Origin of the sequence: Sphingomonas baiyangensis (assembly GCF_005144715.1) — a bacterium.
Classification (GTDB): Bacteria; Pseudomonadota; Alphaproteobacteria; order Sphingomonadales; family Sphingomonadaceae; genus Sphingomonas; species Sphingomonas baiyangensis.
In genome coordinates this window covers 1,370,082-1,391,667 of the sequence record NZ_SWKR01000002.1, presented here as the reverse complement: position 1 = coordinate 1,391,667, position 21,586 = coordinate 1,370,082, and the positions used below count along the sequence as shown (strand labels likewise).

21 protein-coding genes are annotated in these 21,586 nt (G+C 68.8%); 5 read left to right on the top strand and 16 right to left on the bottom strand.

Going from position 1 to position 21,586, the window contains the following annotated elements:
* Position 1: 1 nt before the first annotated feature.
* Complete coding sequence (locus FBR43_RS10000; RefSeq protein ID WP_249276534.1) at positions 2–1,204, bottom strand: efflux RND transporter periplasmic adaptor subunit; 1,203 nt, start codon at positions 1,202–1,204, stop codon at positions 2–4.
* Between the two features lie 131 nt (positions 1,205–1,335).
* Positions 1,336–3,627 (bottom strand): FdhF/YdeP family oxidoreductase, encoded by a 2,292-nt coding sequence (locus FBR43_RS09995; RefSeq protein ID WP_136943000.1) that lies wholly within the window; start codon positions 3,625–3,627, stop codon positions 1,336–1,338.
* A 122-nt stretch (positions 3,628–3,749) separates the two neighbouring features.
* On the opposite strand from FBR43_RS09995, the gene fdhD reads away from it, so the two are divergent.
* A complete protein-coding gene (gene fdhD, locus FBR43_RS09990) occupies positions 3,750–4,499 on the top strand; it encodes a formate dehydrogenase accessory sulfurtransferase FdhD (protein WP_249276533.1) in 750 nt (249 codons plus the stop codon).
* Positions 4,496–5,020: a molybdenum cofactor guanylyltransferase gene (gene mobA, locus FBR43_RS09985; protein ID WP_136942998.1), complete on the top strand. Its 525-nt coding sequence runs from the start codon at positions 4,496–4,498 to the stop codon at positions 5,018–5,020. The genes fdhD and mobA overlap by 4 nt, the downstream gene beginning before the upstream one ends.
* Here the strand turns inward: mobA and FBR43_RS09980 are convergent.
* From FBR43_RS09980 to FBR43_RS09925, 12 genes are all read right to left on the bottom strand, one after another.
* On the bottom strand, positions 4,989–6,035 hold the full coding sequence (locus tag FBR43_RS09980; RefSeq protein ID WP_136942997.1) for a serine hydrolase domain-containing protein: 1,047 nt from the start codon (positions 6,033–6,035) through the stop codon (positions 4,989–4,991). The two genes, mobA and FBR43_RS09980, sit on opposite strands and share 32 nt — an antisense overlap.
* Positions 6,032–7,504: an MFS transporter gene (locus FBR43_RS09975; RefSeq protein ID WP_136942996.1), complete on the bottom strand. Its 1,473-nt coding sequence runs from the start codon at positions 7,502–7,504 to the stop codon at positions 6,032–6,034. The genes FBR43_RS09980 and FBR43_RS09975 overlap by 4 nt, the downstream gene beginning before the upstream one ends.
* A complete protein-coding gene (locus tag FBR43_RS09970) occupies positions 7,501–8,259 on the bottom strand; it encodes a metallophosphoesterase family protein (RefSeq protein WP_136942995.1) in 759 nt (252 codons plus the stop codon). Before FBR43_RS09970 ends, FBR43_RS09975 begins: the two co-directional genes overlap by 4 nt.
* A gap of 204 nt (positions 8,260–8,463) precedes the next feature.
* Positions 8,464–8,781, bottom strand: coding sequence for a DsrE family protein (locus FBR43_RS09965; RefSeq protein WP_136942994.1), 318 nt, complete (start codon positions 8,779–8,781; stop codon positions 8,464–8,466).
* A complete protein-coding gene (locus tag FBR43_RS09960; RefSeq protein ID WP_169542572.1) occupies positions 8,769–9,521 on the bottom strand; it encodes a HesA/MoeB/ThiF family protein in 753 nt (250 codons plus the stop codon). The genes FBR43_RS09965 and FBR43_RS09960 overlap by 13 nt, the downstream gene beginning before the upstream one ends.
* Positions 9,518–9,940, bottom strand: a complete 423-nt coding sequence (locus tag FBR43_RS09955) for a hypothetical protein (RefSeq protein ID WP_136944142.1) — start codon at positions 9,938–9,940, stop codon at positions 9,518–9,520. The genes FBR43_RS09960 and FBR43_RS09955 overlap by 4 nt, the downstream gene beginning before the upstream one ends.
* Before the next feature lie 5 nt (positions 9,941–9,945).
* Positions 9,946–10,395 carry a dUTP diphosphatase gene (dut, locus tag FBR43_RS09950; protein ID WP_136942992.1) on the bottom strand — a complete coding sequence of 150 codons (450 nt, stop codon included), beginning with the start codon at positions 10,393–10,395 and terminating at the stop codon, positions 9,946–9,948.
* Entirely contained in the window at positions 10,392–11,207 is an 816-nt protein-coding gene (locus FBR43_RS09945; RefSeq protein WP_249276532.1) for an alpha/beta hydrolase, read from the bottom strand. The genes dut and FBR43_RS09945 overlap by 4 nt, the downstream gene beginning before the upstream one ends.
* Positions 11,197–12,378: a bifunctional phosphopantothenoylcysteine decarboxylase/phosphopantothenate--cysteine ligase CoaBC gene (gene coaBC, locus FBR43_RS09940; RefSeq protein WP_136942991.1), complete on the bottom strand. Its 1,182-nt coding sequence runs from the start codon at positions 12,376–12,378 to the stop codon at positions 11,197–11,199. Before coaBC ends, FBR43_RS09945 begins: the two co-directional genes overlap by 11 nt.
* Positions 12,375–13,475: a glycosyltransferase family protein gene (locus FBR43_RS09935; protein ID WP_136942990.1), complete on the bottom strand. Its 1,101-nt coding sequence runs from the start codon at positions 13,473–13,475 to the stop codon at positions 12,375–12,377. The genes coaBC and FBR43_RS09935 overlap by 4 nt, the downstream gene beginning before the upstream one ends.
* A complete protein-coding gene (gene ubiB / locus FBR43_RS09930; protein ID WP_136942989.1) occupies positions 13,472–15,007 on the bottom strand; it encodes a 2-polyprenylphenol 6-hydroxylase in 1,536 nt (511 codons plus the stop codon). The genes FBR43_RS09935 and ubiB overlap by 4 nt, the downstream gene beginning before the upstream one ends.
* A gap of 46 nt (positions 15,008–15,053) precedes the next feature.
* Positions 15,054–15,785, bottom strand: coding sequence for a class I SAM-dependent methyltransferase (locus FBR43_RS09925; protein WP_136942988.1), 732 nt, complete (start codon positions 15,783–15,785; stop codon positions 15,054–15,056).
* 89 nt (positions 15,786–15,874) lie between these two features.
* On the opposite strand from FBR43_RS09925, the gene mutM reads away from it, so the two are divergent.
* From mutM to dnaA, 3 genes are all read left to right on the top strand, one after another.
* Positions 15,875–16,687, top strand: coding sequence for a bifunctional DNA-formamidopyrimidine glycosylase/DNA-(apurinic or apyrimidinic site) lyase (gene mutM / locus FBR43_RS09920; RefSeq protein WP_136942987.1), 813 nt, complete (start codon positions 15,875–15,877; stop codon positions 16,685–16,687).
* Positions 16,688–16,792: 105 nt separating this feature from the next.
* Positions 16,793–17,056 carry a 30S ribosomal protein S20 gene (gene rpsT, locus FBR43_RS09915; protein ID WP_136942986.1) on the top strand — a complete coding sequence of 88 codons (264 nt, stop codon included), beginning with the start codon at positions 16,793–16,795 and terminating at the stop codon, positions 17,054–17,056.
* Between the two features lie 441 nt (positions 17,057–17,497).
* Entirely contained in the window at positions 17,498–18,895 is a 1,398-nt protein-coding gene (gene dnaA, locus FBR43_RS09910) for a chromosomal replication initiator protein DnaA (protein WP_136944140.1), read from the top strand.
* Between the two features lie 23 nt (positions 18,896–18,918).
* Here dnaA and trpS read toward each other — a convergent pair whose 3' ends face one another.
* Together trpS and murJ are read right to left on the bottom strand one after the other, a co-directional pair.
* The gene (gene trpS, locus FBR43_RS09905; RefSeq protein WP_136942985.1) at positions 18,919–19,926 is read right to left on the bottom strand and encodes a tryptophan--tRNA ligase; all 1,008 of its coding nucleotides are present in this window, start codon (positions 19,924–19,926) and stop codon (positions 18,919–18,921) included.
* Between the two features lies 1 nt (position 19,927).
* A complete protein-coding gene (murJ, locus tag FBR43_RS09900) occupies positions 19,928–21,499 on the bottom strand; it encodes a murein biosynthesis integral membrane protein MurJ (RefSeq protein ID WP_136942984.1) in 1,572 nt (523 codons plus the stop codon).
* Positions 21,500–21,586: the final 87 nt, after the last annotated feature.

Here is a 21,586-nt window from a genome sequence, read left to right as displayed (position 1 = left end):
GTCAGTTCGCCGCTTCGGCTTCGGCCGCCGGCGGTACCGCGATGGGGTTCGATGCCGGCGATCCGCTGCCGGGCTTCAACTGGATGCGGCCGGGCTTGGGCTGCACTGGTGCGCCGGGCTGCAACGCTGTGATGCCCTCGATGACGACACGGTCGCGCGGCGTCAGGCCCTCGCGTACCACGCGCAGCCCGTCGGCAGGCGGACCGGTCTCGATCGGGCGCTGCGCCACCTTGTTGTCGGCGCCCACCACCCACACGAACTTGCGCGTCTGATCGGTCACGATCGCCGCGTCAGGGATCAGCAGCGCACGATAGCTGCCCGACCCGACGAGGCGTGCGCGTCCGAACATGCCGGGCGTCAGGAAACCGTCGGGGTTCTGGATCACCGCGTGTGCGCGGATCGTCCCCGAATTGGGATCGATCGCATTGTCGACGAAATCCATGCGGCCACGCCAGTTGAAGCCACTCTCGTCGGCGAGCTGGATTTCGATGGGGTTGGCGGTATCGCGCGACGAACCGCGCACGCCCGCCTGATCCTGCCGCCGATATTTGAGGTAGAAGCTCTCGGCACCGTCGAAGGTGAACCAGATCGGATCGACCGAGACGACGCGCGTCAGCACGGTCTCACCCTCGGCGACGAAATTGCCGCGGCTGACGCGCCGGTTCGATACCCGTCCCGCGATCGGCGAACGCACGGTCGTGAAGCTCAAGTTGAGCTCGGCGGTTTCGATGCCTGCACGTGCGGCTGCAAGATCGGCCTCGGCGGTGCGCACATCGGCGACCTGCTGCTCATATTCCTCGCGGCTCACGGCATTCACGGCGAGCAGCTTTTCGGTACGCTGGGCCACGCTGCGCGCGTTTGCGAGCGTCGCCTGGGCGCGTTGCGCCTGCGCGCGGGCATTGGCCAGCGCGGCGCGGTAGGGGCGCGGATCGATGATGAACAGCGGCTCGCCCTGGCCCACGCGCTGGCCGTCGGTGAACAGAACGCGCTCGATCTGCCCGGTCGCGCGCGGACGAACCTCGGCATCCTGGATCGCTTCGAAACGGCCGACATATTCGTCCCAGTCGCGCACCTCGCGAGCGACCGGCGTGGCGACGGTGACGGGCATTGGTGGGGGCGCGGGCGGGGCGGTCTCGCCCGAACAGCCGGCAAGCGCCGCCAACGCGAGAAGCACGCCGGTGCGCGCTGCGGACTGAATACGCATTGCCAGACCCCTTGCGAACGAGACTTTGATTGTCGTTGTTTTCGCTCAGGTGCGTTCGCACCCGCAACATTGCAAGAGCCGGGAAAATATTTTTTGAACGCTGTCGTACATGAGCGTTCGAAGTCAGCGATTTAGTCGGTTACGATCCGCACCGGCACCGATTTGGCAGCGAGGACGTGGCTTTGCTCGGCATGATGCTCGAGCGGAATCAGCACGTTCGCCTCGGGATAATAAGCGCCCAGACAACCTCGCGGAATCGCATATGGCGTGACGATCAGGCCGGTGCGCCGGCGCGTCACGCCGTCGCCCGCGTCGGTTTCGAGCGTCACTGTCGCGCCCTCGGCCAGCCCCGCCTCGGCAATGTCTGCCGGGTGCATGAACAATATGTCGCGCGTGCCTTTCACGCCGCGAAAGCGATCATGATAGCCGTAGACGGTGGTGTTGAACTGGTCGTTCGAGCGCAGCGTCATCAGCCGGAAGCGGCCCGGCGCGTCGTCGAACCCCGTCGCGTTGAGCGTGTCGGGGACGTCGAACTCGGCCCTGCCGCTCGGCGTCTCCCAAATCCGCTCGGCCGCCTTGTTGCCGCGCCAGAAGCCGCCCGGGGTGAACATCCGCGCGTTGAAGTCGGCAAACTGCTCAGGCCACGTCGCTTCGATCGCGTCGCGGATCAGGCCATAGTTATTAGTCCATGCTTCCCAGGGCAGGCGCGGATTCGCGGGCACGATGCGGCGCGCGATCTCGGCGACGATCCGCGTCTCGGATTTGAGGTGCGGACTGGCCGGCTCGACGCGGCCGCGCGAGCCGTGAATCGCGCTCATCGAATCCTCGACCGATACCGCCTGCGCGCGCCCTGCCTGCACGTCGCGCTCGATGCGGCCGAGGCATGGCAGCAGATAGGTATCGCGCGCGGGGAACAGGTGATTACGGTTGAGCTTGGTCGCGATCTGCACCGACAGGTCGAGCTTGCCCCACGCCGCCTCGATCGCGTCGCTGTCGGGCACCGCCCGCAGGAAATTGCCGCCCAGGCCGATAAAGGCGCGCACCGGCCCGTCGACGATGCCGCGGCACGCGCCGATCGTGTCGAGTCCCTTCTCGCGCGGCGCGGTGAAGCCGTACAGCGCCTCGATCCGTTCGACGGGCACGAGTTCGGTCTTTTCGGTGATGCCGACGGTGCGCTGGCCCTGCACGTTCGAATGGCCGCGCACCGGCGTTGGGCCGGCACCGGGCTTGCCGATGTTGCCGCGCATCAGCAGCAGGTTCACCAGCATGCGCACATTGGCGACGCCCTTCACATGCTGCGTCAGCCCCATGCCATAGATCGCCATGACCGCGGAGGATCGCGCATAGACCCGCGCCGCCGCCTCGATCGCATCGCGCGTAAGTCCCGCTTCGTCGACGATCGCCGTCCAGTCGGCCGCGCGGATCGCCGCTTCGAACGCGTCGAACCCGTGCGTATGGCGTTCGATGAAGTCGGTATCGAGCACGCCCGGCTCGCCGTTCGCCAGCGCCGCATCGTGCCATTCGAGCAGGCAGCGCGCGATGCCCGTCATCACCGCCAGGTCGCCACCGGTCTTCACCTGGTGATATTGCGTCGAGATGCTGGTTTCGCTGCCCGTCGCCATCTCGAGCGGGTTCTGCGGATCGGTGAAGCGCTCGAGCCCGCGTTCGCGCAGCGGATTGAAGGTGATGATCTCCACCCCGCGCTTGCGGCAAGCGCGCAGGTCGCGCAGCATGCGCGGCGCGTTCGATCCGGGGTTCTGGCCGAAGAACAGGATCAGGTCGGTGTGATCGAAGTCATGCGGCCTTGTCGTGCCGACCGGTACGCCGATTGCCGCCTTCAGCCCCACCGACGTCGATTCGTGGCACATGTTCGAGCTGTCGGGCAGGTTCTGGTGGCCATAAGCGCGCGCTGCGAGCCCGTAGAGGAACGACGTCTCAAGGCTCGCGCGACCCGAGGTATAGAATACCGCCGATTTCGGATCGCAGGCGCGCAATGCTGCCCCGATCGCGTCGAATGCCTCGTCCCATTCGACCGCCACGTAGCGATCGGTCGCCGCATCGTAGCGCATTGGGTGCGTCAGCCGCCCGGCTTCCTCGAGCCGATAGTCGCTCCAGCCGCGAAGCTCGGTGAGGCTGTGCTCGCGAAAGAAGTCGGGCGTGGTGCGCCGGCTCGCCAGTTCCCATGCCGTAGCCTTGGCACCGTTCTCGCAAAACTCTGCAGCGTGCGGCTCGGCGGGCTTGGGCCAGGCGCAGCTCACGCAGGCAAAGCCTTCGGGCTTGTTCTGCCGCGCCAGCTCGGCGAGCGCCGAAGGCCCAAGCCGCTCGCGCGGCAGAATGTCGGCAAGTGAGCGGACCGATCCCCAGCCGCCGGCAGGCCCGTCATAGGCTTCGATCTCGGGCTGGTCGGCGTGCTGTTCGGCCATGCTGGTACCTCGGTTGGCTGGGGGCGCGCGAAGTCAACGGCTGGCGCACGGCGATGTTGCGTGGCAGTACAAAGGCCATGGCAGCCCCGTCTCCGAACGTCGCGACGGCGGCATGCATTCGGATGGGGGCCGACGGCGTCAGCTCGTCCGTTGATCGCCGCGTTGCCGTAGAGCGGCCGATCGCGATCGAGATCAACGGCATCGGTTATGCCGTGATGATGGCGACCCCGTGCGACCTCGACGATTTCGCGCATGGCTTCCTCCAGAGCGAGCGGCTCATCGAACGCCGCGACGAGGTGATCGAGATCGAGCCGTTGCTGCTCGATGCGGGGCATCTGCTGCGCATCACGCTGCAGGCCGCCGCCGCCGAGCGTGTTCAGGCACGCGTCCGCCACCGCATATCCGATGCATCCTGCGGCCTGTGCGGCATAGAAAATCTCGAACAGGCGCTGCGCCCGCTGCCGCGCGTGACCGCCGACAGCATCGCACAGCCCGAGGCACTGTTCACAGCGCTCGCCGCGTTGCGCGATCATCAGCCGCTCAACCGCGAGACGGGAGCGGTGCACGCCGCGGCGCTGTGCGCCAGCGACGGTGCGATCCGGCTCGTTCGCGAGGATGTCGGCCGGCACAATGCCTTCGACAAACTCATCGGCGCGATGACGCGGCAGGGCATCGGTTGGGAGCAGGGTTTCGCGCTGCTCAGTTCGCGCTGTTCGTACGAGCTGGTCGAGAAGGCGGCGCTTGCCGGCTGCCCGATGCTGGTCACGATCTCGGCGGCGAGCGACCTCGCCATCGCGCGCGCGGCCGAGGCGGGCCTGCCTTTGGTGATGCTCGCGCGCGCCGACGCGATGCTGTGGCTCGACGCGCAATGACGCTGCTCGGCGTTGTGCTCGCCGGCGGCGAGGCGCGCCGCTTCGGCAGCGACAAGGCGCTGGCGCTGCTCGGTGATCGTCCGCTGATCGCGCATGCCGCCGCCATCCTCGCGCCCTGGGTGGCCGACTTGCTCGTGGTGGGACGATCGGAAGCGCCTGTCGGCCGCACCGTACACGACTGGCCACGCGAAGGCCTCGGACCGCTCGGCGGCATCTGCGGCGCGCTGAAGGTCGCAGCGGCCGAAGGGCATACGGGCGTCCTCACCATCGCCTGCGACATGCCTCGCGTGCCCGAAGCTCTTGTCGCCAGCCTTACGGCAATGCCGGGCGCGGCCTATGTCCGCCAGTCGCCCGTCATGGGGCGCTGGCCCGTTGCCGCATTTGCGTCGCTCGAACGCTGGCTCGAACACGGCGACGACCGCTCGGTCGTCGGCTGGGCGCATAGTATCGGTGCCGCCACAGTCGAGGCCGACGGCGATCTGCCTAACGTCAACCGCCCCGGCGATCTGAGCGCGCTGTAGCAGCGTCCCATGCCGCGATCAGCGCGTCGCCCGTCGCGGGACGCAGCGCGAAGATGCCGCTGTCGAAATGGCGTGTCGGATGCACGCGGTTGGTCAAGAGCGTCCAGCCGATGCCGCGATCGAAGTCGAGCCAGAGCCCGGTGCCGGTGAAGCCCGTATGGCCGATCGTCGCCGACGAGCACGCATCGCCGCCCGGCCAGCCGGGAATGCGCACTTCCCACCCGCAGCTTCGTCCGCGCGCGTTGGCGCTGCGCATCGCGCCGAGCGCCGCGGTCGACGCGCCGCTGCCGTCGAGCAGGGCTTGCGCGAAATCGAGCACACCATCGACGGTGCCGAACAGCCCGGCATGGCCCGCGGCGCCGCCGAGCGCGAACGCATTCTCGTCATGCACCTCGCCCTTCAAGATGCGGCGGCGCCACTGGCAATATTCGGTGGCGACGCTGATCGCGGCATCGGACGCCCAGCCGAGGCCGGGGGGCATCGGGAGCTCGGCCATCGTACCGCCCGTCAGCCGCTCGATCGCGATGCTGAGCAGGATGTAGTTGATGTCCGAATAGACCGGCGGCCCCGCGCGCCATTCGCGCTGGAGCACGAAATGCCGCAGCCGCCACGGATCGTCGCCATAGGTGTAGATCGGCTCGACCGCGGGCAGATGCGTGTCGTGCATCAGGCACTCGCGCACCGTGATGCGTCGCTCGGCGGCACCGGCGGGATCATATTGGCGCAGATCGGGGATCACATCGGCGATGGGCCGATCGAGATCGAGCGCGCCCGCATCGGCCAGGCGAAGGATCGTCGGCGCCGTGGCGATCACCTTGGTGAGCGAGGCGAGGTCGAACCAGTGGCCGCGCGTGAGCGGCTCGGGCGTCGGGATGCGTTGCGCGAGACCCGACGTTTCGACATGGCGGTGGCCACCGGCGGTCACGACACCCAGCGTGGCGCCGGGAATGCGCCCCGCCTCGACCGCCGAAAGCGCCGGCACGAAGGCAGCACGCGCGATCGCCGCGATCGTCATGCGTCGTCGCTCCGTGCGACGGGGCGATGCACCCAGGGCAGCAGCAGGATCGCCGCAAGGCTGAGCGCGCCCGACAGCGCGAAGAAGCCTGCATAGCCGATATCCTGCGCGATGACGCCTGAAGATCCCGCGACGAGCCGCGGCAGCAGGAATGCGAACCCCGAGAGGAAGGCATATTGCGCGCCGGCAAAACGCGGGTTCACCAGCAGCGACAGATAGACGACGAACACCGTGCCCGCGAAGCCGTTGCCGAACTGATCGAGCCCCGTCGCGACATACAGTGCCAGTGGGGAAGGGGGCTGCCATGCCAGCCACACCAGCGCGAAATTGCCGAGGGCCGCGAGTGCTGCGCCCGATGCCAGCGCGGCGCCGCGCCGCCAACGCGCCGCGACCCATCCGCCAAGACCCACACCCACCATGCTCGACGCAAGCGCCACGGCGCCATCGGCCACGCCGATCTGCGTCAGCGTATAGCCGAGCGCGTTGACCAGCGGCTTCGAGAGCGTCAGCGCCAGCACGTCGCCCATCCGATACAGTGACACGAACGCCATCAGCGCCAGCGTGACCAGCCCGTAGCGCCAAAAGATGTCGACATAGGGCCCGAGCATCGGCGACGTGCGCAGCGGTGCGGCCGGTCCCAGCTTCGCGATCCGCGGCGTGGCGATCGCCATCGCCACGAACGGCGCCATCGCGACGATAAGCACGAACGGCGTGACGTTGCTGCCAGCGCTCACTCCAATCTGCGAGGCTGCCCCCAGCACCAGCCATCCCAGCGCGAACACCAGCGCGGCCATGGCGGCGAGGAGCACCGCCGTAGCCGCGAGACCCGTTGTGAGCGCGACCCAGCGCCCGCCCCCGAGTCCCGCTTCGGGCCGTGTCGCAACCAGCAGGGGGAAGGGTGCCAGCGCCACGAGCGCGATCGCCAGATAGGCCGCGATCCAGCCGGCGCTGTCGGCAAGGATCAGCGCGCCCGATCCCGCCGCCACCATCGCGCTGCGATAACCCCACAAAGTCGCCGATACCAGCGGCCCCTGCGCCTCGGCGGTCGGCGCCACCTCGATCCGCCAGGCATCGGCGGCGATCTCGAGCGTCGTCGTCCAGAAAGCAAGCAGCACCGCCCAGAACGCGGTCAGTCCTAGGCTGGTATCGGGATGCGTGATGCCAAGCCCCGCCATGCTCGTGGCGATGCCGAGTTGCGCCGCGAGGATCCAGCTGCGCCGGCGTCCCCAGAAGCGCGCGAAGCCGGGGATGGCATAGCGGTCGACAAGCGGCGCCCACAGGAACTTGAACGTCGGCAGCAGCGTCACCCACGCGAAGAAGCCGATCGTCGCAAGGTCGATGCCGTTGCGCGCCAGCCGCAGCGCCAGCACCGTAGAGAACAGGTAGAAGGGCAGGCCCGCGGCGAAGCCCAGCAATCCGAACAGCAGCGCCAACCGCCAGCGCGCCGGCGGGGCGGCTGCCTCGCTCACGCCTCCCCGGTATCCAGATACCAGCGCTCTTCGCCTTCGAGCGCGATCGCGGTCAGCCGGCCGCTGGCATAAGCGCCGGTATCGATGCCGATGCGATTGGGCTGCTCGTCGACCATGTCGGTCACGGTATGGCCGTGAATCACGATCTTGCCCAGATTGCCGCGATGATCGAGGAAGTCCTTGCGGATCCAGCGCAGATCCTCGCGCCGCTGCTTGTCGAGCGGCACACCGGGGCGGATGCCCGCATGGACGAACACATAGTCGCCTGCCTCGATCATGTCGCGGTGCGTGGCGAGAAAGGCTACATGCTCGGGCGGCACCACCTGCTCGGCGCGCTCGATCAGCTCGGTCAGGTCGAACCGGTCGAACTCCGCGTCGCTCACGCCGTAGCTCTGGATCGTCTCGCGCCCGCCGATCCGCACGAAGAAGCGCATCGCCTCGCGGTCACCCGTCATCGCCAGCGCGAACACTTCCTCGTGATTGCCCGCAATCCATTCGCTGTCGGGATCGGCAGCGCAGCGGCGCATCACGCGATCGACGACGCCTGCCGAATCGGGGCCGCGATCGACCAGATCACCGAGGAAGATGGTGCGCACGCGCGCCGGGCCGCGCGCGGCGCTGTCGCGCTCGATCGCGGCGACCAGGCGGTCGAGCAGATCGGCGCGGCCATGAATGTCGCCGATGGCGTAGATACGCTCGCCATCGGGGACGCGCGGCGCGACGGTCTTGCGCGCCTTGCGGAGAAAATCGAACACGCGAGCTCCGGGGATGAAGACCAGCGCGCGCCTGTGCCACAGGGCACGCGCGACGGCAACCACGCGGCGAGAGTCGTTTGCAGCCTACGCTGAAGCGGCACCGGCCCGCTCCCCCACCCGGCCACCCAGCCAGGCTATCCTCATGGGTGGCCGGGTGGGGGAGCGGGCCGGTGCCGCGCTGTTTCAGCTCTGCTGAAACCGTCTCTAGACGAACACGAGCCGGTCGTCCTCGATCGTGGCGAGCAGGCTTATCATCCCGCCACCCTCGGAGCCTTCGTGCAGATCGCCGATCGTCAGGCCATGCGCGTCGAGCGCGGTCTGGCACACGATGAGCTTCACGTCCATCGCGCGCGCTTGCGCCAGCGTGGCATCGAGCGGTCCGGTGGCAAGCAGCGTGACCGCCGCGTCGTCGTGGAACAGCCGCGCGCGCCCGCCAAGCGCCGCCTGCGCGCAGGCGAGCGTCAGCGCGCTGCGATAACGCGCCGCATCGGCCGAAGCGACGATCAGCGTCAGGCCGCGCATGCCGTGCATCCGGGATCCTGCGGCAGCGCGACGCTGCGAAAGCGCATCGCCAGCAGGTCGATCAGCAGCAATCGTCCATCAGGATCGTCGCCGAACGGCGCGAGGGCGCGCAGTGCTTCGACCGCCGCGAGACTGCCGACGACGCCGGCGGCGGCGCCCAGCACGCCGGCTTCGGCGCAGGTCGCCTCGGGCGCATCGAGCGGATTGCCGACGAAGCAGCGATAGCAGGGCGACCCCGCCCGCCAGCCGCGATAGACGGCTAGCTGCCCCTCGAACTGCGCGACCGACGCCGAAACCAGCGGAATGCGCAGCTCCAGTGCCGCGTCGGCAACCGCAAGGCGCGTCGCGAAACTGTCCGATCCGTCGATCACCACATCGGCATCGGCGAGCAGCTCGGCGGCATTGTGCGCATCGATCCGGCGATCGATCGCCTCGACCGCCACGTCGGGGTTGATGCGAGTTACGGCTGTGCGTGCGCCGGCTACCTTGGGAGTGCCGACATCATCGGTGCCGAACAGGATCTGGCGCTGGAGATTCGACTGGTCGACGCGATCGTCGTCGATCAGCGTCAGCCGCCCCACGCCGGCGGCCGCCAGATACTGGATGGCGGGCGATCCGATGCCGCCCGCGCCGATCACCGCGACATGGCCGGCGACGATGCGGGCCTGCCCTGAGCCGCCAACTTCGCGCAGCACGATATGGCGGGCATAGCGTCCGAGCTGTGCGTCGCTGAGCGTCACGCCGTCCATTCGAACGTCAGCGTCGCGCGAAACCATTGCGACACGCTCGATCGCGTCGAGAGGTTGTTGCGCGCGAAACCGAGCACCAGGCCGGCGGCATATTGCTCGACGGTGGGGCAGGCGATGGCGCGAGGAATCGTCACGCGCGCGCCGCCCTCGGGAGTGACGAGCACCGCGACATCGGCCTGGATGCGATGACGGGTGCCGCGCGAGGCGTGCGGGCGGCACCGGCCCGATGCCACTTCGGCGGCGACGAACTGCGTCATCGCCTCGGTCAATTGCGGTGGCTCGCGATAGGGCATCGGCGGCAGCACCTGCCATTCGATCTGCTGACCGCGCCGCATCGGCGGCGTCGTCGGGACGACGGGCGGGGGCGCCACGGCCGGGGCGGTGGCCTGCATCAGCAGCGCCAGCAGCATGCCCGTCACCGCCCGGTCGACCCGAAGCCGCCAGCGCCACGCGCGGTGTCGTCGAGCGCATCGACTTCGGCGATCGCGGCACGCAGCACGGGTGCTGGCACCAGCTGCGCGATCCGGTCGCCGCGCGCCACGGTGAACGGCTCGCTGCCGAGATTGGCGAGGATGACCTTCACTTCGCCGCGATAATCACTGTCGATCGTACCCGGCGTGTTGAGGCAGGTAATGCCATGCTTGAGCGCCAGCCCCGAACGCGGGCGCACCTGCACCTCATGGCCCTCAGGAATCGCGATCGCGAAGCCCGTGGCGACGGCATGACGCGCGCCGGGTGCGAGCGTCACGTCCTCGGCAGCCACCACGTCCATGCCGGCGGCGCCCGCGCTCGCATAGGCAGGCAGCGGCAGGCCTTCGCCATGCGGCAGGCGCTTGAGCGCGAGGGGAAGCGGGGCGGTGCTCATATGTTCCCGGCAGGCATTGCCACGGCTTCAGCCAGTTCGGCAAGTATCTGTAACAGAACGGGATCGTCGAGGATCTCATGATCCTGACCCGGCAGCCGCGTGAACTCCGTCGCGATGCCGCGCAGCGCGAGCGCTTCGGCATAGGTGCGCGACAGCGCGGGTGGCGTGACCTTGTCGTCCTCACCGACGACGATCGCCGCACGCAGTCCCGGCGCGACGCCACCAACCGTCTGCAGCGGATCGAGGCTCTGGACCGGTTGCGCAAAGGCGGGGTCGGTCTTCGCCATCATCGTGCGCCATTCGGGCAATGCGCACGGGCAGGCGGCAAGCAGCATCGCATCGGCCAGCATCGGTCGCAGGCCGGCCAGATTGGCGACGATCGCTGCGCCACCGCCATCGCCGATCAGCACCGTGCGCGCGTTCGGATAGCGTCGCCGCAACACCTCGATCGATGCAGCGACCTGCTCGATACGGTCGCGCGTATAGCCGTTGCCATGCGCGCCGGCGGTTTCGCCGGCCGACCTGCGACCCGCCTTGTCGCCATAGCCGGGCCGAAGCACCGTCACGAACGCGCTGCCGGGCACGCGTGCGACCGCCGCGCGTGCGAAGGCGGCATAGTCGGGCGCCACGCCGCTTCGATCGTCGTCGTGCACGAGCACCATCAGCGTGCGGACGCTGCGCGACGGCGCGCCGCCATATCGCTCGACCACCAGCGGCGGTTCGGTGGCGCCGCCCTCGCGTGTCGTGGCGCAACCCGCCAGCATCGCGAGCGCGGTCAGGCCGAGCAGGCCTGCATTGCGGTCAAAGCGCATCGGCGATCCTTTCGGCAAGACGGCGGGCGATGACGGCCTTCGGCGCGTGCTCCCAACGCTCGGCGCCGTCGGCGGTGACGAGCTGGACGGCATTGGCATCACCGCCCATCACGTCGCCCGACACGTCGTTGGCGACGATCCAGTCGGCCTGCTTGGCGGCGCGCTTGGCGGTTGCGTGCTCGACGACGCGCTCGGTCTCGGCGGCAAAGCCCACGACGAGCTTGGGACGGTGCGTATGCGCGGCCAGGCTCGCCAGAATGTCGGGATTGGCGACGAGTTCGAGCTCGGGCTGGCCTGCGCCCTTCTTGAGCTTCTGATCGGCCACCTGCGCGACACGCCAGTCCGCCACGGCAGCGACCATCACCGCGGCATCGGCGGGCAACGCGGCGTCGACCGCATCGGCCATCTGTCGCGCCGTCTCGACATCGACGCGCGTTACGCCGCGCGGTGTCGCGAGTGCGACCGGTCCCGCCACCAGCGTGACGCGCGCGCCCAGATCGGTCAGCGCCTGCGCGATCGCGAATCCCTGTTTGCCCGACGATCGATTGGCGATGTACCTCACCGGATCGATCGGCTCGTGCGTCGGCCCCGCGGTGACGACCACATGGCGCCCGGCCAGCCGCTGCGGTGCAGGCTTACTAGCCAGCATCGCCTCGATCGCAGCGAGGATCGCGGGGGGCTCGGGCAGGCGGCCGGGGCCATATTCGCCGCACGCCATCGCGCCCTCGCCGGGGTCGAGCACCTCCACGCCATCGGCACGCAACCGTTCGACATTGCGCTGCGTGGCGGGATGCTGCCACATGCGCACGTTCATCGCGGGCGCCACCAGCACGCGCTTGTCGGTGGCGAGCAGCAGCGTGGTGGCCAAGTCGTCGGCGATGCCTGCCGCCATCCGCGCCAGCAGGTCGGCGGTGGCGGGGGCGACCACCACCAGATCGGCCTCGCGGCTGAGCTGGATATGGCCCATCTCGGCCTCGTCCTTGAGATCCCACAGGCTGGTATGCACCGGCGCTTCGCTCAGCGCCGCAAGCGTCATCGGCGTGACGAACTGCGCGCCGCCATCGGTGAGCACGCAGCGCACGGCAATACCGGCGCCGCGCGCCAGCCGGATCAGCTCGCACGCCTTGTAGGCGGCGATGCCGCCGCCGACGATCAGCAGGATGCGCTTCATCGCGTCGTCCTGTGCACCCGCACGCGCCGCCTGTCGAGCGCCGAACGCGCCAGATCACGCAGCGCATCGGGCACGAAAACCAGGCCCGCCAGCAGCAGCGGCGCCGCCATTACGCCCCAGTAGAAGGTGTCGAGCCGACCGAAGGCAGCGATCACAACGGCATAGGCGCCGATGACCGCGAACACGCGCAGCCCCAGCGGATCGCGCCACGCCGCCCAGCCGAACATCGCAAGCGCGACGACCGGCGCGGCAAGCCAAAGCGGCGCCAGTTGCAGCGCCGTCGCCAGCGTCACCGAGCGGACGAACAGGCCGGGGCCGTTGAGCCCCGCCCAGCCGGGCGACTGCGCGTCGATCGGCGACACGACGCCCGCCACCGCGAACGCATGCGCCACGACTACCAGCGCGAACACGGCAAGCGCGATGCCCCAGCCCAACGCCTCGCGCCGCGCGCCTTCGAGCAACGCGATACCGCCCATCACGAGCAGATACAGCGCGGCCGTCTCGCGGATCAGCGCGGCGCACAGCCCGATCGCCACGGCCGTCACCCAGCGATCGCGGTGCCACAGCGCGAGCGAGAGCGCGATCAGCGGCGCCGCCCAGAATTCGTGGAAGGCGGCAAGCCCCGTCTGTACGAAGCCGATCAGTCCGGCGGCCAGCAGCATCGCCGTGATCGCAAGCGGCGCCAGTCGCTGCACGCCATCGCGCCGCAGCCGTTCGAGCCAGACCCAGCCGGTGACCGATGCCAGCGCGATCATCAGCGCCGCGACAAGTGCCTGCGGCAGCAACGCCTGCACCATCGCCAGCGTCGGCAGGCGGAACGTGAGGAACGGCCGCAGCGGATAGCCGCCCGCACGCAGCAGATCGGCGGTCACCTCGTAATAGCCGCCGCCCGCGACGATGCCCGCGACGATATCCTGGTAGAGGATCAGATCGCCCTGACCATCGCCGCCCGCCGCCTCGGGCGAAGGCAGAAACAGGGCCTGCAACGAGATCGCCAGGGCACAGGACAAGGCGAACCAGATCATGCGCGCGCGCGCCGCGCCGATCGCGGCGAAGCGGCTCGGCTGGCGCAGCCACAGCGGTGCCGGCCACCTCATGCCAGCGCGAGCGTGCCCGCTACTGCCGCGGCGGCACTGGCGAGCGCGACCAGCGCATAGCGCCAGCCCCCGCCGACGCGGATCACCTCGATCTCGCGCAGCGGCGGCGTGGGCGGCGCGCCGCCGGGATCGGGATAGCGGCGTTCGATGTTGCGGATGAGCTGCGGCAGCCGAGCGAAGGTGCGCAGATCGTTCACCAGCCGGTCGGCGATCGCAGCTTCGGGGCCAAGCTCGGTTCGAATCCATTCGCCGATGAACGGCGCGCCGACTTCCCACAGATTGACGTCGGGATCGAGGCCGGTGGCGACGCCCTCGACCATCACCATCGTCTTCTGGAGCAGCAACAGGTGCGGCTGCGTCTGCATGTCGAAGTCGCGGGTGATGTTGAACAGGCTGTCGAGCATCGTGCCCACCGACATGTCCTTCACCGGCACGCCGCGTACCGGCTCGCCGACCGCACGCAGCGCCGTCGCGAACTCGGCGACGCTGTGATGCGGCGGCACATAGCCCGCCTCGAAATGAATCTCGGCAACGCGCGCGTAATTGCCCGTAATTAGGCCGTACAGGATTTCCGCGAGCCATACGCGCGCGCGCCGGTCGATCCGCCCCATGATGCCGAAGTCGATCGCCGCCACGCGCCCGTCGGCGAGCGCGAACAGATTGCCTTGGTGCATGTCGGCATGGAAGAATCCCTCGGCGATCGCCTGCCGCAGGAAAGCGCGCACCAGCTTCTGCGAAAGCGCGGGCAGGTCGTGCCCCGCCGCGATTAGCCCCGCGCGGTTCGAAAGCTTGATGCCGTCGATCCATTCGAGCGTCAGCACGCGGCCGGTGGTGCGCTGCCAGTCGATCTCGGGAACGACGAAGTCGGGCTCGGCGCGCATCGATTGCGCCAGCTCGGATGCCGATGCCGCCTCGCGCCGCAGGTCGAGCTCGCGCAGCGTCCAGCGCTTGAAGGTGTCGATCACCAGCCGCGGGCGCAGCCGCGCGACCTCGCCGCCCATCTGCTCGGCCTGCGCGGCGGCCCATTCATAGGTGTCGATCGCGCGCGTGAACTCGGCCTCGACGCCGGGGCGGATGACCTTGATCGCCACCTGCCGCCCATCGGTGGTGACGGCGCGATGCACCTGCGCGATCGATGCGGCGCCGATCGGCTCGGGATCGATGCTGGCGAACAGGCTGTCGAGCGGCTTGCCGCCGAAGCTCGCCTCCATCACCGCGCAGATATCGCCATAGGGCACCGGCGGCAGCGCGTCCTGCAGGCGCAGCAGGTCGCGCGCTGCTACCTCGCCGACCAGATCGGGGCGCGTCGCGAGCGTCTGGCCGAGCTTGATCGCCGCTGGCCCGATCGCCTGAAACGCGTCGGCATAGGCCGGCACCTTCGGCACACGCGCGCCGAGCCGGGCGATACGGCACAGCCGGCGCAGCGCGGCGGGCGCGGCGGGATTGCGCTCGATGCCGCGCAGCGCGCCGTGGCGCGCGAGGATGCGGCCCCAGCGCAACAGCCGGAACAGGTGGACGGCGGGCGCGGTCATGCCCGCGCGACATCCATGCGCGATCGCGACGGCGCAGATGCCGCCATCAGACCTTCCAACCGCTGTGGATCGCGACGAGGCCGCCAAGCATCGGCTCGACGCGCGTTTGCACGAACCCCGCCTCGCCGATCATCGCCTCGAAGCGCGCCATGTCGGGGAAGCGGCGGATCGACTCGACGAGATAGCGATAGCTCGCCTCGTCCTGCGCGATCCACTTGCCGAGCTTGGGCACCAGATGATGCGAATAGGCATCGTACACATCGGCGAAACCCGGCCACAGCGTGGTCGAGAATTCGAGGCAGAAGAAGCGTCCGCCGCGCCGCAGCACGCGATGCGCCTCGGCCAGCGCCCTGGGGATGTCGGTCACGTTGCGGATGCCGAAGGCGATGGTGTAGCCGTCGAAGAACCGGTCGGGGAACGCCAATTGCTCGGCGTTCATCTCGCTCCACACCAACCCGTCATGCCCGCGCTCGGCGGCCCGCCCCATGCCGACCTCGAGCATCGCGGGGTTGATGTCGGCCACCGTCACCGCCGCGCCCGCGGTCGCGAGGCGGAAGGCGACGTCGCCCGTGCCGCCCGCCATGTCGAGGAACTGCTCGCCGGGGCGCGGCTTCACGCGGCGGACGAACACGTCCTTCCAGATGCGGTGCAGCCCGCCCGACATGGCATCGTTCATCACGTCGTAGCGTGCCGCCACGTTGCGGAACACCTCGCCCACACGCGCGGTCTTCTCGTCGGGGGCCACATCTTCGTAGCCGAAGGAGACGGTTTCGGTCATGCAAGCGCAGATGGCCGTTTCCCCGGCCGCTGCCAAGCCCCGCAGGCCAGGCTTGCGCAGCGCGAACGCCAAACCTAGCTCGTACGGCGATGCCCGAACTCCCCGAAGTCGAAACCACCGTGCGTGGGCTGCGCCCGGTGCTCGAAGGGCAGCGCATCGCGCGCGTCGTGCTCAATCGCGCCGATCTGCGCCGGCCGTTCCCCGCCGATCTTGGCCAGCGGCTCATCGGCGCACGCGTGACGAAGCTCGGGCGACGCGCCAAATATGGCCTCATCGCAACCGATCGCGGCGATACGATGGTGTTCCACCTCGGCATGTCGGGGCGCTGGCGCGTCGACCCCTCGACACCGCTGCCGCACGATCATCTGACGATCGAGACCGGGGCGGGGCGCATGCTCGCGCTCAACGATCCGCGCCGGTTCGGCTCGGTCGATCTGGTGCCGACCGACGACGTCGCCGATTGGGGGCCGTTCGCCGCACTTGGCCCCGAGCCGCTCGGCGCCGACTTCACGCCTGCGCATCTGGCCAGGGTGTTCGCCGGCCGGCTGGCGCCGGCAAAGGCGCTGCTGCTCGACCAGCGCAGCGTCGCGGGCCTCGGCAACATCTATGTGTGCGAGGCGCTGCACATGGCCGGCATCGCCCCGTCGCGCGCCGGCGGCCGCATCGCCACGAAGCGGCTGTCGCTGCTTGCCGAATCGGTGCGCGCGGTGCTGCTCGCCGCGATCGAGGCGGGCGGCTCGACGCTGCGCGACTATGCCCGGCCCGATGGCGAGCTCGGCTATTTCTCGAAGCAGTGGCGCGTCTATGGTCGCGAGGGCGAGGCATGCGCCTGCGGCACGACGATACGCCGCCGCACCGAATCGGGTCGCTCGACCTTCTGGTGCCCCGCGTGCCAGCGTTGAGCATGGTTTCGGGTTGACCCGAAGCCCGCGCATCGGTAACAGCGCCGCTTTCCCGGGTGCCGGCTCTGCCTGCGCCCTCCCACAGCATCAGGTTTCGAGGACGGCATGGCGAATACGCCGCAGGCGAAGAAGCGTATCCGGCGCAATGAGCGTCGGGCAGAAGTCAACGGCGCGCGCGTTAGCCGCATCCGCACCTTTGTGAAGAAGGCCGAAGCGGCGCTCGAATCGGGCGACAAGGCTGCCGCGACCGCGGCGATGGCGCAGGTGCAGCCCGAGCTGGCACGCGGCGTCGCCAAGGGCGTCGTCCATCGCAACACTGCCTCGCGCAAGTTCTCGCGCCTGACCAAGCGGCTCGCCGCGCTGGCCTAAGCCTCTTTGCGGTTTCGAGTTTCAGGCCTCGCCGGGCAGCGTCCGGCGGGGCTTTTGGCGTTTGCGCACACGGGCTCGCAGCGACGCACGGAGACTCCACGAGTCGGATGCGCTGCGTACGATCGGCGGGAAGTAAAACATCGTAGAAACAAAGACTTGTAAGAAAGTTCGATGCGTTTCCGGGCCTGATTTGAGTCAAGCATTTTATATTGCAGTTTGTTGACGCCGCGGCCTTGATCGACTCGCCAATCGCTTTCTAAACAGCGTCTCCCAGCGGGGCGTCGGCCCCGATCGGGGGGCGCGCGGGCAGCCGCGTTCAGGCGGGTTCGCAGCGATCCGGCTGGGGGAATTGAAACGGCAGCGATGCAGCATGTCGGGCATGTGTCCGGCATCGGGGAGGATTTTGTCGGCGTGAACGGCTATCGCAACACCTCTCAGGATATGGCCGATGCGGGTGTCGCGATCGCGTGGGAGCAGGTGCGGCGCAACCTGCGTGCCGCCGCGGGGGCCAAGCTGTTCGACCAGTGGATCAAGCCCGCCGCGCTCGCCGTCGGCACCGATGGCGAATGCGTGCGCCTGACGCTGCCGTCGCGCTTCATGGCCAATTATGTCCGCTCGCATTATGCCGAGCGCCTGCTGCTTGAATTCCGCCAGGCATTGCCGGGTGTCCGCACGCTGGTGATCGACACCGGCGCCGCGCTTCCCGAGCGCGTGCTGGTGGAGGATGCCAAGCCGGCATCGGCGCGCGGCGCGGCGCCGCTGCCTGTCGCAGCACCGCTCGCCGCACCGGCCGCGGCCGCCATGCCCGCGCGCGATCGCTTCGCCTTCGATGCGCGCTTCACCTTTGATCGCTTCGTGACGGATGCCTCGAATCGCGTCGCCGCCAATGCCGCGCGTGCGCTCGCAGCGCCCGGCGTGCCGCAGTTCAGCCCGCTCTACCTCCATGGCGGCACCGGACAGGGCAAGACGCATCTGCTGCACGCCACGGGCCACGCCTTCCACGCCGCGCATCCGCAGGCGACCGCGCTCTACATGCCCGCCGAACGCTTCATGTTCGAGTTCGTGAAGGCGATGCGCGCGCGTGACACGTTCAGTTTCAAGGAGCGGCTGCGCGGCGTCGATCTGCTCTTGATCGACGATCTCCAGTTCATCGCGGGCAAGGAGACGACGCAGGAGGAATTCTTCCACACCGTCAACGAGTGCATGACCGCGGGCAAGCGGCTGGTGATCGCCGCCGATCGCAGCCCGCAGCTGCTCGACGGCGTCGAGCCGCGGCTGGTGAGCCGGCTGGGTGCAGGGCTGGTAGTCGACATCAAGGCGCCAGATTATGCGCTGCGCCACGCGATCCTGAGCGCCCGCCTCGCCGAGATGCCGCATCTCGACGTGCCCGCCGACGTCATCGAGCTGCTGGCGATGCGCATCACCGCCAATATCCGCGAGCTCGAAGGTGCGCTCAACCGCCTCGTTGCCTATGGCCAGCTCGTCGGCGAGGCGATCACGATGGACTTCGCGCTCCAGACGCTGGGCGAGCTGCTGCGCGGCGCGCAGAAGCGCGTGACGATCGACGAGATCCAGAAGGCCGTCTCGGCGCATTACGAGGTCAAGCAGCTCGACCTCGTATCCGAACGCCGTGCAGTGGCGATCGCGCGCCCGCGCCAGATCGCGATGTATCTGGCCAAGAAGCTGACAACGCGCAGCCTGCCCGAGATCGGCCGCAAGTTCGGCAACCGCGATCATTCGACAGTGATCCACGCCGTCCGCCGCATCGAGGACCTGCGCGGCAAGGACAGCGAGATCGACGGCGCCGTCCGCAACCTGATGCGGCAGCTGGAGGGGTAATCTCCGGCCGCCGGCTGCCGGCTTCAGTCGATCTGCAACCCGAGCGCCTGCTGTGCCGCGCGAAGCGTCGGTGCGGCGAGCGTCCGCGCGCGATCGGCGCCTTTGCGCAGTTCGGCGGCTACCGCGGCGCGGTCGTCGAGCAGGCGGGTCAGCCGGTCGCGGATGGGGCCGAGCGTCGCTACTGCCAGATCGGCCAGCCGCGGCTTGAATGCGCCGAAGCCTTGCCCGGTGAATTCGCCCAGCACGTCGGCAGGCGCGCGGCCTTCGAGCACGGCGTAGATCGTGAGCAGGTTGCGCGCCTCGGGCCGATCGGCCAGCGCATCGAGCGCATCGGGCAGCGGCTCGGCATCGGTGCGCGCCTTGCGAATTTTCCCGGCGATCGCATCGTCATCGTCGATCAGGTTGATGCGGCTCATATCGCTGGGATCGGACTTCGACATCTTTGCCGATCCGTCGCGCAGGCTCATGATGCGCGGCGCTTCGGCCGAGATCAGCGGCTCGGGCAGCGCGAACAGCTCGACGCCGAAATCGGTGTTGAACTTGGTCGCGATGTCGCGCGCCAGCTCCAGATGCTGCTTCTGGTCTTCGCCCACGGGCACGTGCGTGGCGTTGTAGACAAGCACGTCGGCAGCCTGAAGCACGGGGTAGGTGAACAGCCCGACGCTCGCGCCCTCGCGGTTCTTGCCCGCCTTGTCCTTCCACTGCGTCATGCGGTTGAGCCAGCCCATGCGCGCGGTGCCCTGGAGCAGCCAGCACAGTTCGGCATGTTCGGGCACGCGTGCCTGGTTGAACAGGATCGAGCGATCGGTATCGATGCCCGCCGCCATCAGCGTGGCGGCCATCTCGATCGTCGCGTCGGCGAGCGCGGCAGGCTCCTGGTGCACCGTCAGCGCATGCAGGTCGGCGAGGAAGAACAGGCAGTCGTCGCCCGGCGCCATCGCATCCTGCATCGCTACCCATTGACGGATCGCGCCCAGATAATTGCCCAGATGCAGATTGCCGGTGGTCTGGATGCCCGAGACGATACGCATGTCAGCCTTCTTGTGCGGGAGGGGAGCGGCGGAGCGCCTTGAGATCGGCAGGGCGATACGCCCCCGTCGCGAAACAGGCGAGCGCATAGACGAGCGCGCCGCCCGCGACCAGCACGCCGAGCGCGGCGATGCGGATCCAGATGTCGCCGGTCAGATACGGGGCACCGAGCCCCTGCAACGCGAACAGCGCCGCGCCCATCGCCAGCGCGGCAAGCGCCAGGCGTGGCAGCCGGCGCTTCAGCCGCGCGTCCATCGCGAAATGGCCGCGCCGCACCAGCGTTGCGTAAAGCAACCCCACATTCGCCAGCGCCGCCAGCGCGGTCGCTAGCGGAGGGCCGACATGGCCGATGGTGGGAATGAGCACGAGATTGCCGACCAGGTTCACCGCCACCGCCACCATCGCATAGCGCACCGGCGTGCGCGTGTCCGATCGCGCGTAATAGCCCGGTGTCAGCACCTTAATGAGCACATAGGCAGGCAGGCCGATCGAGAATACCGCGAGCGCCCATGCCGTGGCAGTCGTGTCGGCGGGGGTGAAGGCGCCATGCTGAAAGATGCCACGCACGATCGGCTCGGCGGCGACGAGGAACGCGACCGTCGCGGGCAGCGTGAGGAACAGCGCCAGCTCGATGCCGCGATTCTGCGTTGCGGCCGCCGCGGCATCGTCGCCCGCTGCCAGCATGCGCGAGAGCGTCGGCAACAGGATGGTGCCCAAGCCGATGCCGATGATGCCGAGCGGCAGCTGGTTCAGCCGGTCGGCATAATAGATGTAGCTGATCGATCCGGCATCGAGCAGCCCGCCGGCCAGCGCGGTCGAGACGAGCAGGTTGATCTGCGTCGCCCCGGCGCCGAGTGCCGCGGGGCCGATCAGGCGCAGCAACTGGCGCACGTCCGCATCCATGCGCGGCAATCGCCACGGCAGTCGCACGCCCGCGCGCCGGCACGCGATCAGCAGCCACAGCAGTTGCAGCACGCCCCCCGCCGTCACTGCGATCGCCTGTGCCTGCGCGGTCTCGTAGGCATTGTCGCCGTGGCAGAACCACAAGGCGGTAATCATCGAGACGTTCAGGAGGATCGGCGCCGCGGCATTGGCGGCGAAGCGATCGAGCGAGGTGAGGATGCCCCCCAACAGCGACACGATCGAGATCAGCGCCAGATAGGGAATCGTGATGCGCGACAGCGTGACCGCGAAGGCGAACTGTTCGGGCGTCGGATCGTCGAACCCGCCCGACAAGGCGAGCGTAATCGGATCGGCGAACACCAGCATGATTGCGGTGAAGACGATGAGCACCGGCAGCAGCACCGCCAGCGCCCGGCCGGCAAAGTCATAGGCGGCGGGATAGTCGCGGTTCGCCCCCACCTTCTTGTTGAACAGCGGGATGAAGGCGGCGTTGAACGCGCCCTCGGCAAAGAAGGCGCGGAACATGTTGGGCAGTCGGAAGGCGACGAGGAAGGCATCGGAGGCGAACCCGGCGCCCACAAACGTCGCCTGCAACGTGTCGCGCCCCAGCGCCAGCACGCGGCTCACCAGCGTCAGCCCGCCGACCGATCCGAGCGCGCGCGCAAGGTTCAACCTACTCCCCTCCCTTCCAGGGAGGGGCGGGGGTGGGTGGCGTGCTCGCGATACGGCCATCAAGCCGAGTTGCGGCGACCATCCACC

Bases quoted from the DNA above. Each gene is read 5' to 3' on its own strand.
- FBR43_RS09945 (WP_249276532.1), bottom strand. From the start codon at position 11,207: ATGCGCTTTGACCGCAATGCAGGCCTGCTCGGCCTGACCGCGCTCGCG.
- rpsT (WP_136942986.1), top strand. From the start codon at position 16,793: ATGGCGAATACGCCGCAGGCGAAGAAGCGTATCCGGCGCAATGAGCGT.
- FBR43_RS09935 (WP_136942990.1), bottom strand. From the start codon at position 13,475: ATGAGGTGGCCGGCACCGCTGTGGCTGCGCCAGCCGAGCCGCTTCGCC.
- FBR43_RS09925 (WP_136942988.1), bottom strand. From the start codon at position 15,785: ATGACCGAAACCGTCTCCTTCGGCTACGAAGATGTGGCCCCCGACGAG.
- mobA (WP_136942998.1), top strand. From the start codon at position 4,496: ATGACGCTGCTCGGCGTTGTGCTCGCCGGCGGCGAGGCGCGCCGCTTC.
- FBR43_RS09965 (WP_136942994.1), bottom strand. From the start codon at position 8,781: ATGCGCGGCCTGACGCTGATCGTCGCTTCGGCCGATGCGGCGCGTTAT.
- FBR43_RS09955 (WP_136944142.1), bottom strand. From the start codon at position 9,940: ATGCTGCTGGCGCTGCTGATGCAGGCCACCGCCCCGGCCGTGGCGCCC.
- trpS (WP_136942985.1), bottom strand. From the start codon at position 19,926: ATGCGTATCGTCTCGGGCATCCAGACCACCGGCAATCTGCATCTGGGC.
- mutM (WP_136942987.1), top strand. From the start codon at position 15,875: ATGCCCGAACTCCCCGAAGTCGAAACCACCGTGCGTGGGCTGCGCCCG.
- FBR43_RS09995 (WP_136943000.1), bottom strand. From the start codon at position 3,627: ATGGCCGAACAGCACGCCGACCAGCCCGAGATCGAAGCCTATGACGGG.
- FBR43_RS10000 (WP_249276534.1), bottom strand. From the start codon at position 1,204: ATGCGTATTCAGTCCGCAGCGCGCACCGGCGTGCTTCTCGCGTTGGCG.
- dnaA (WP_136944140.1), top strand. From the start codon at position 17,498: ATGGCCGATGCGGGTGTCGCGATCGCGTGGGAGCAGGTGCGGCGCAAC.
- ubiB (WP_136942989.1), bottom strand. From the start codon at position 15,007: ATGACCGCGCCCGCCGTCCACCTGTTCCGGCTGTTGCGCTGGGGCCGC.
- coaBC (WP_136942991.1), bottom strand. From the start codon at position 12,378: ATGAAGCGCATCCTGCTGATCGTCGGCGGCGGCATCGCCGCCTACAAG.
- dut (WP_136942992.1), bottom strand. From the start codon at position 10,395: ATGAGCACCGCCCCGCTTCCCCTCGCGCTCAAGCGCCTGCCGCATGGC.
- fdhD (WP_249276533.1), top strand. From the start codon at position 3,750: ATGGGGGCCGACGGCGTCAGCTCGTCCGTTGATCGCCGCGTTGCCGTA.
- FBR43_RS09980 (WP_136942997.1), bottom strand. From the start codon at position 6,035: ATGACGATCGCGGCGATCGCGCGTGCTGCCTTCGTGCCGGCGCTTTCG.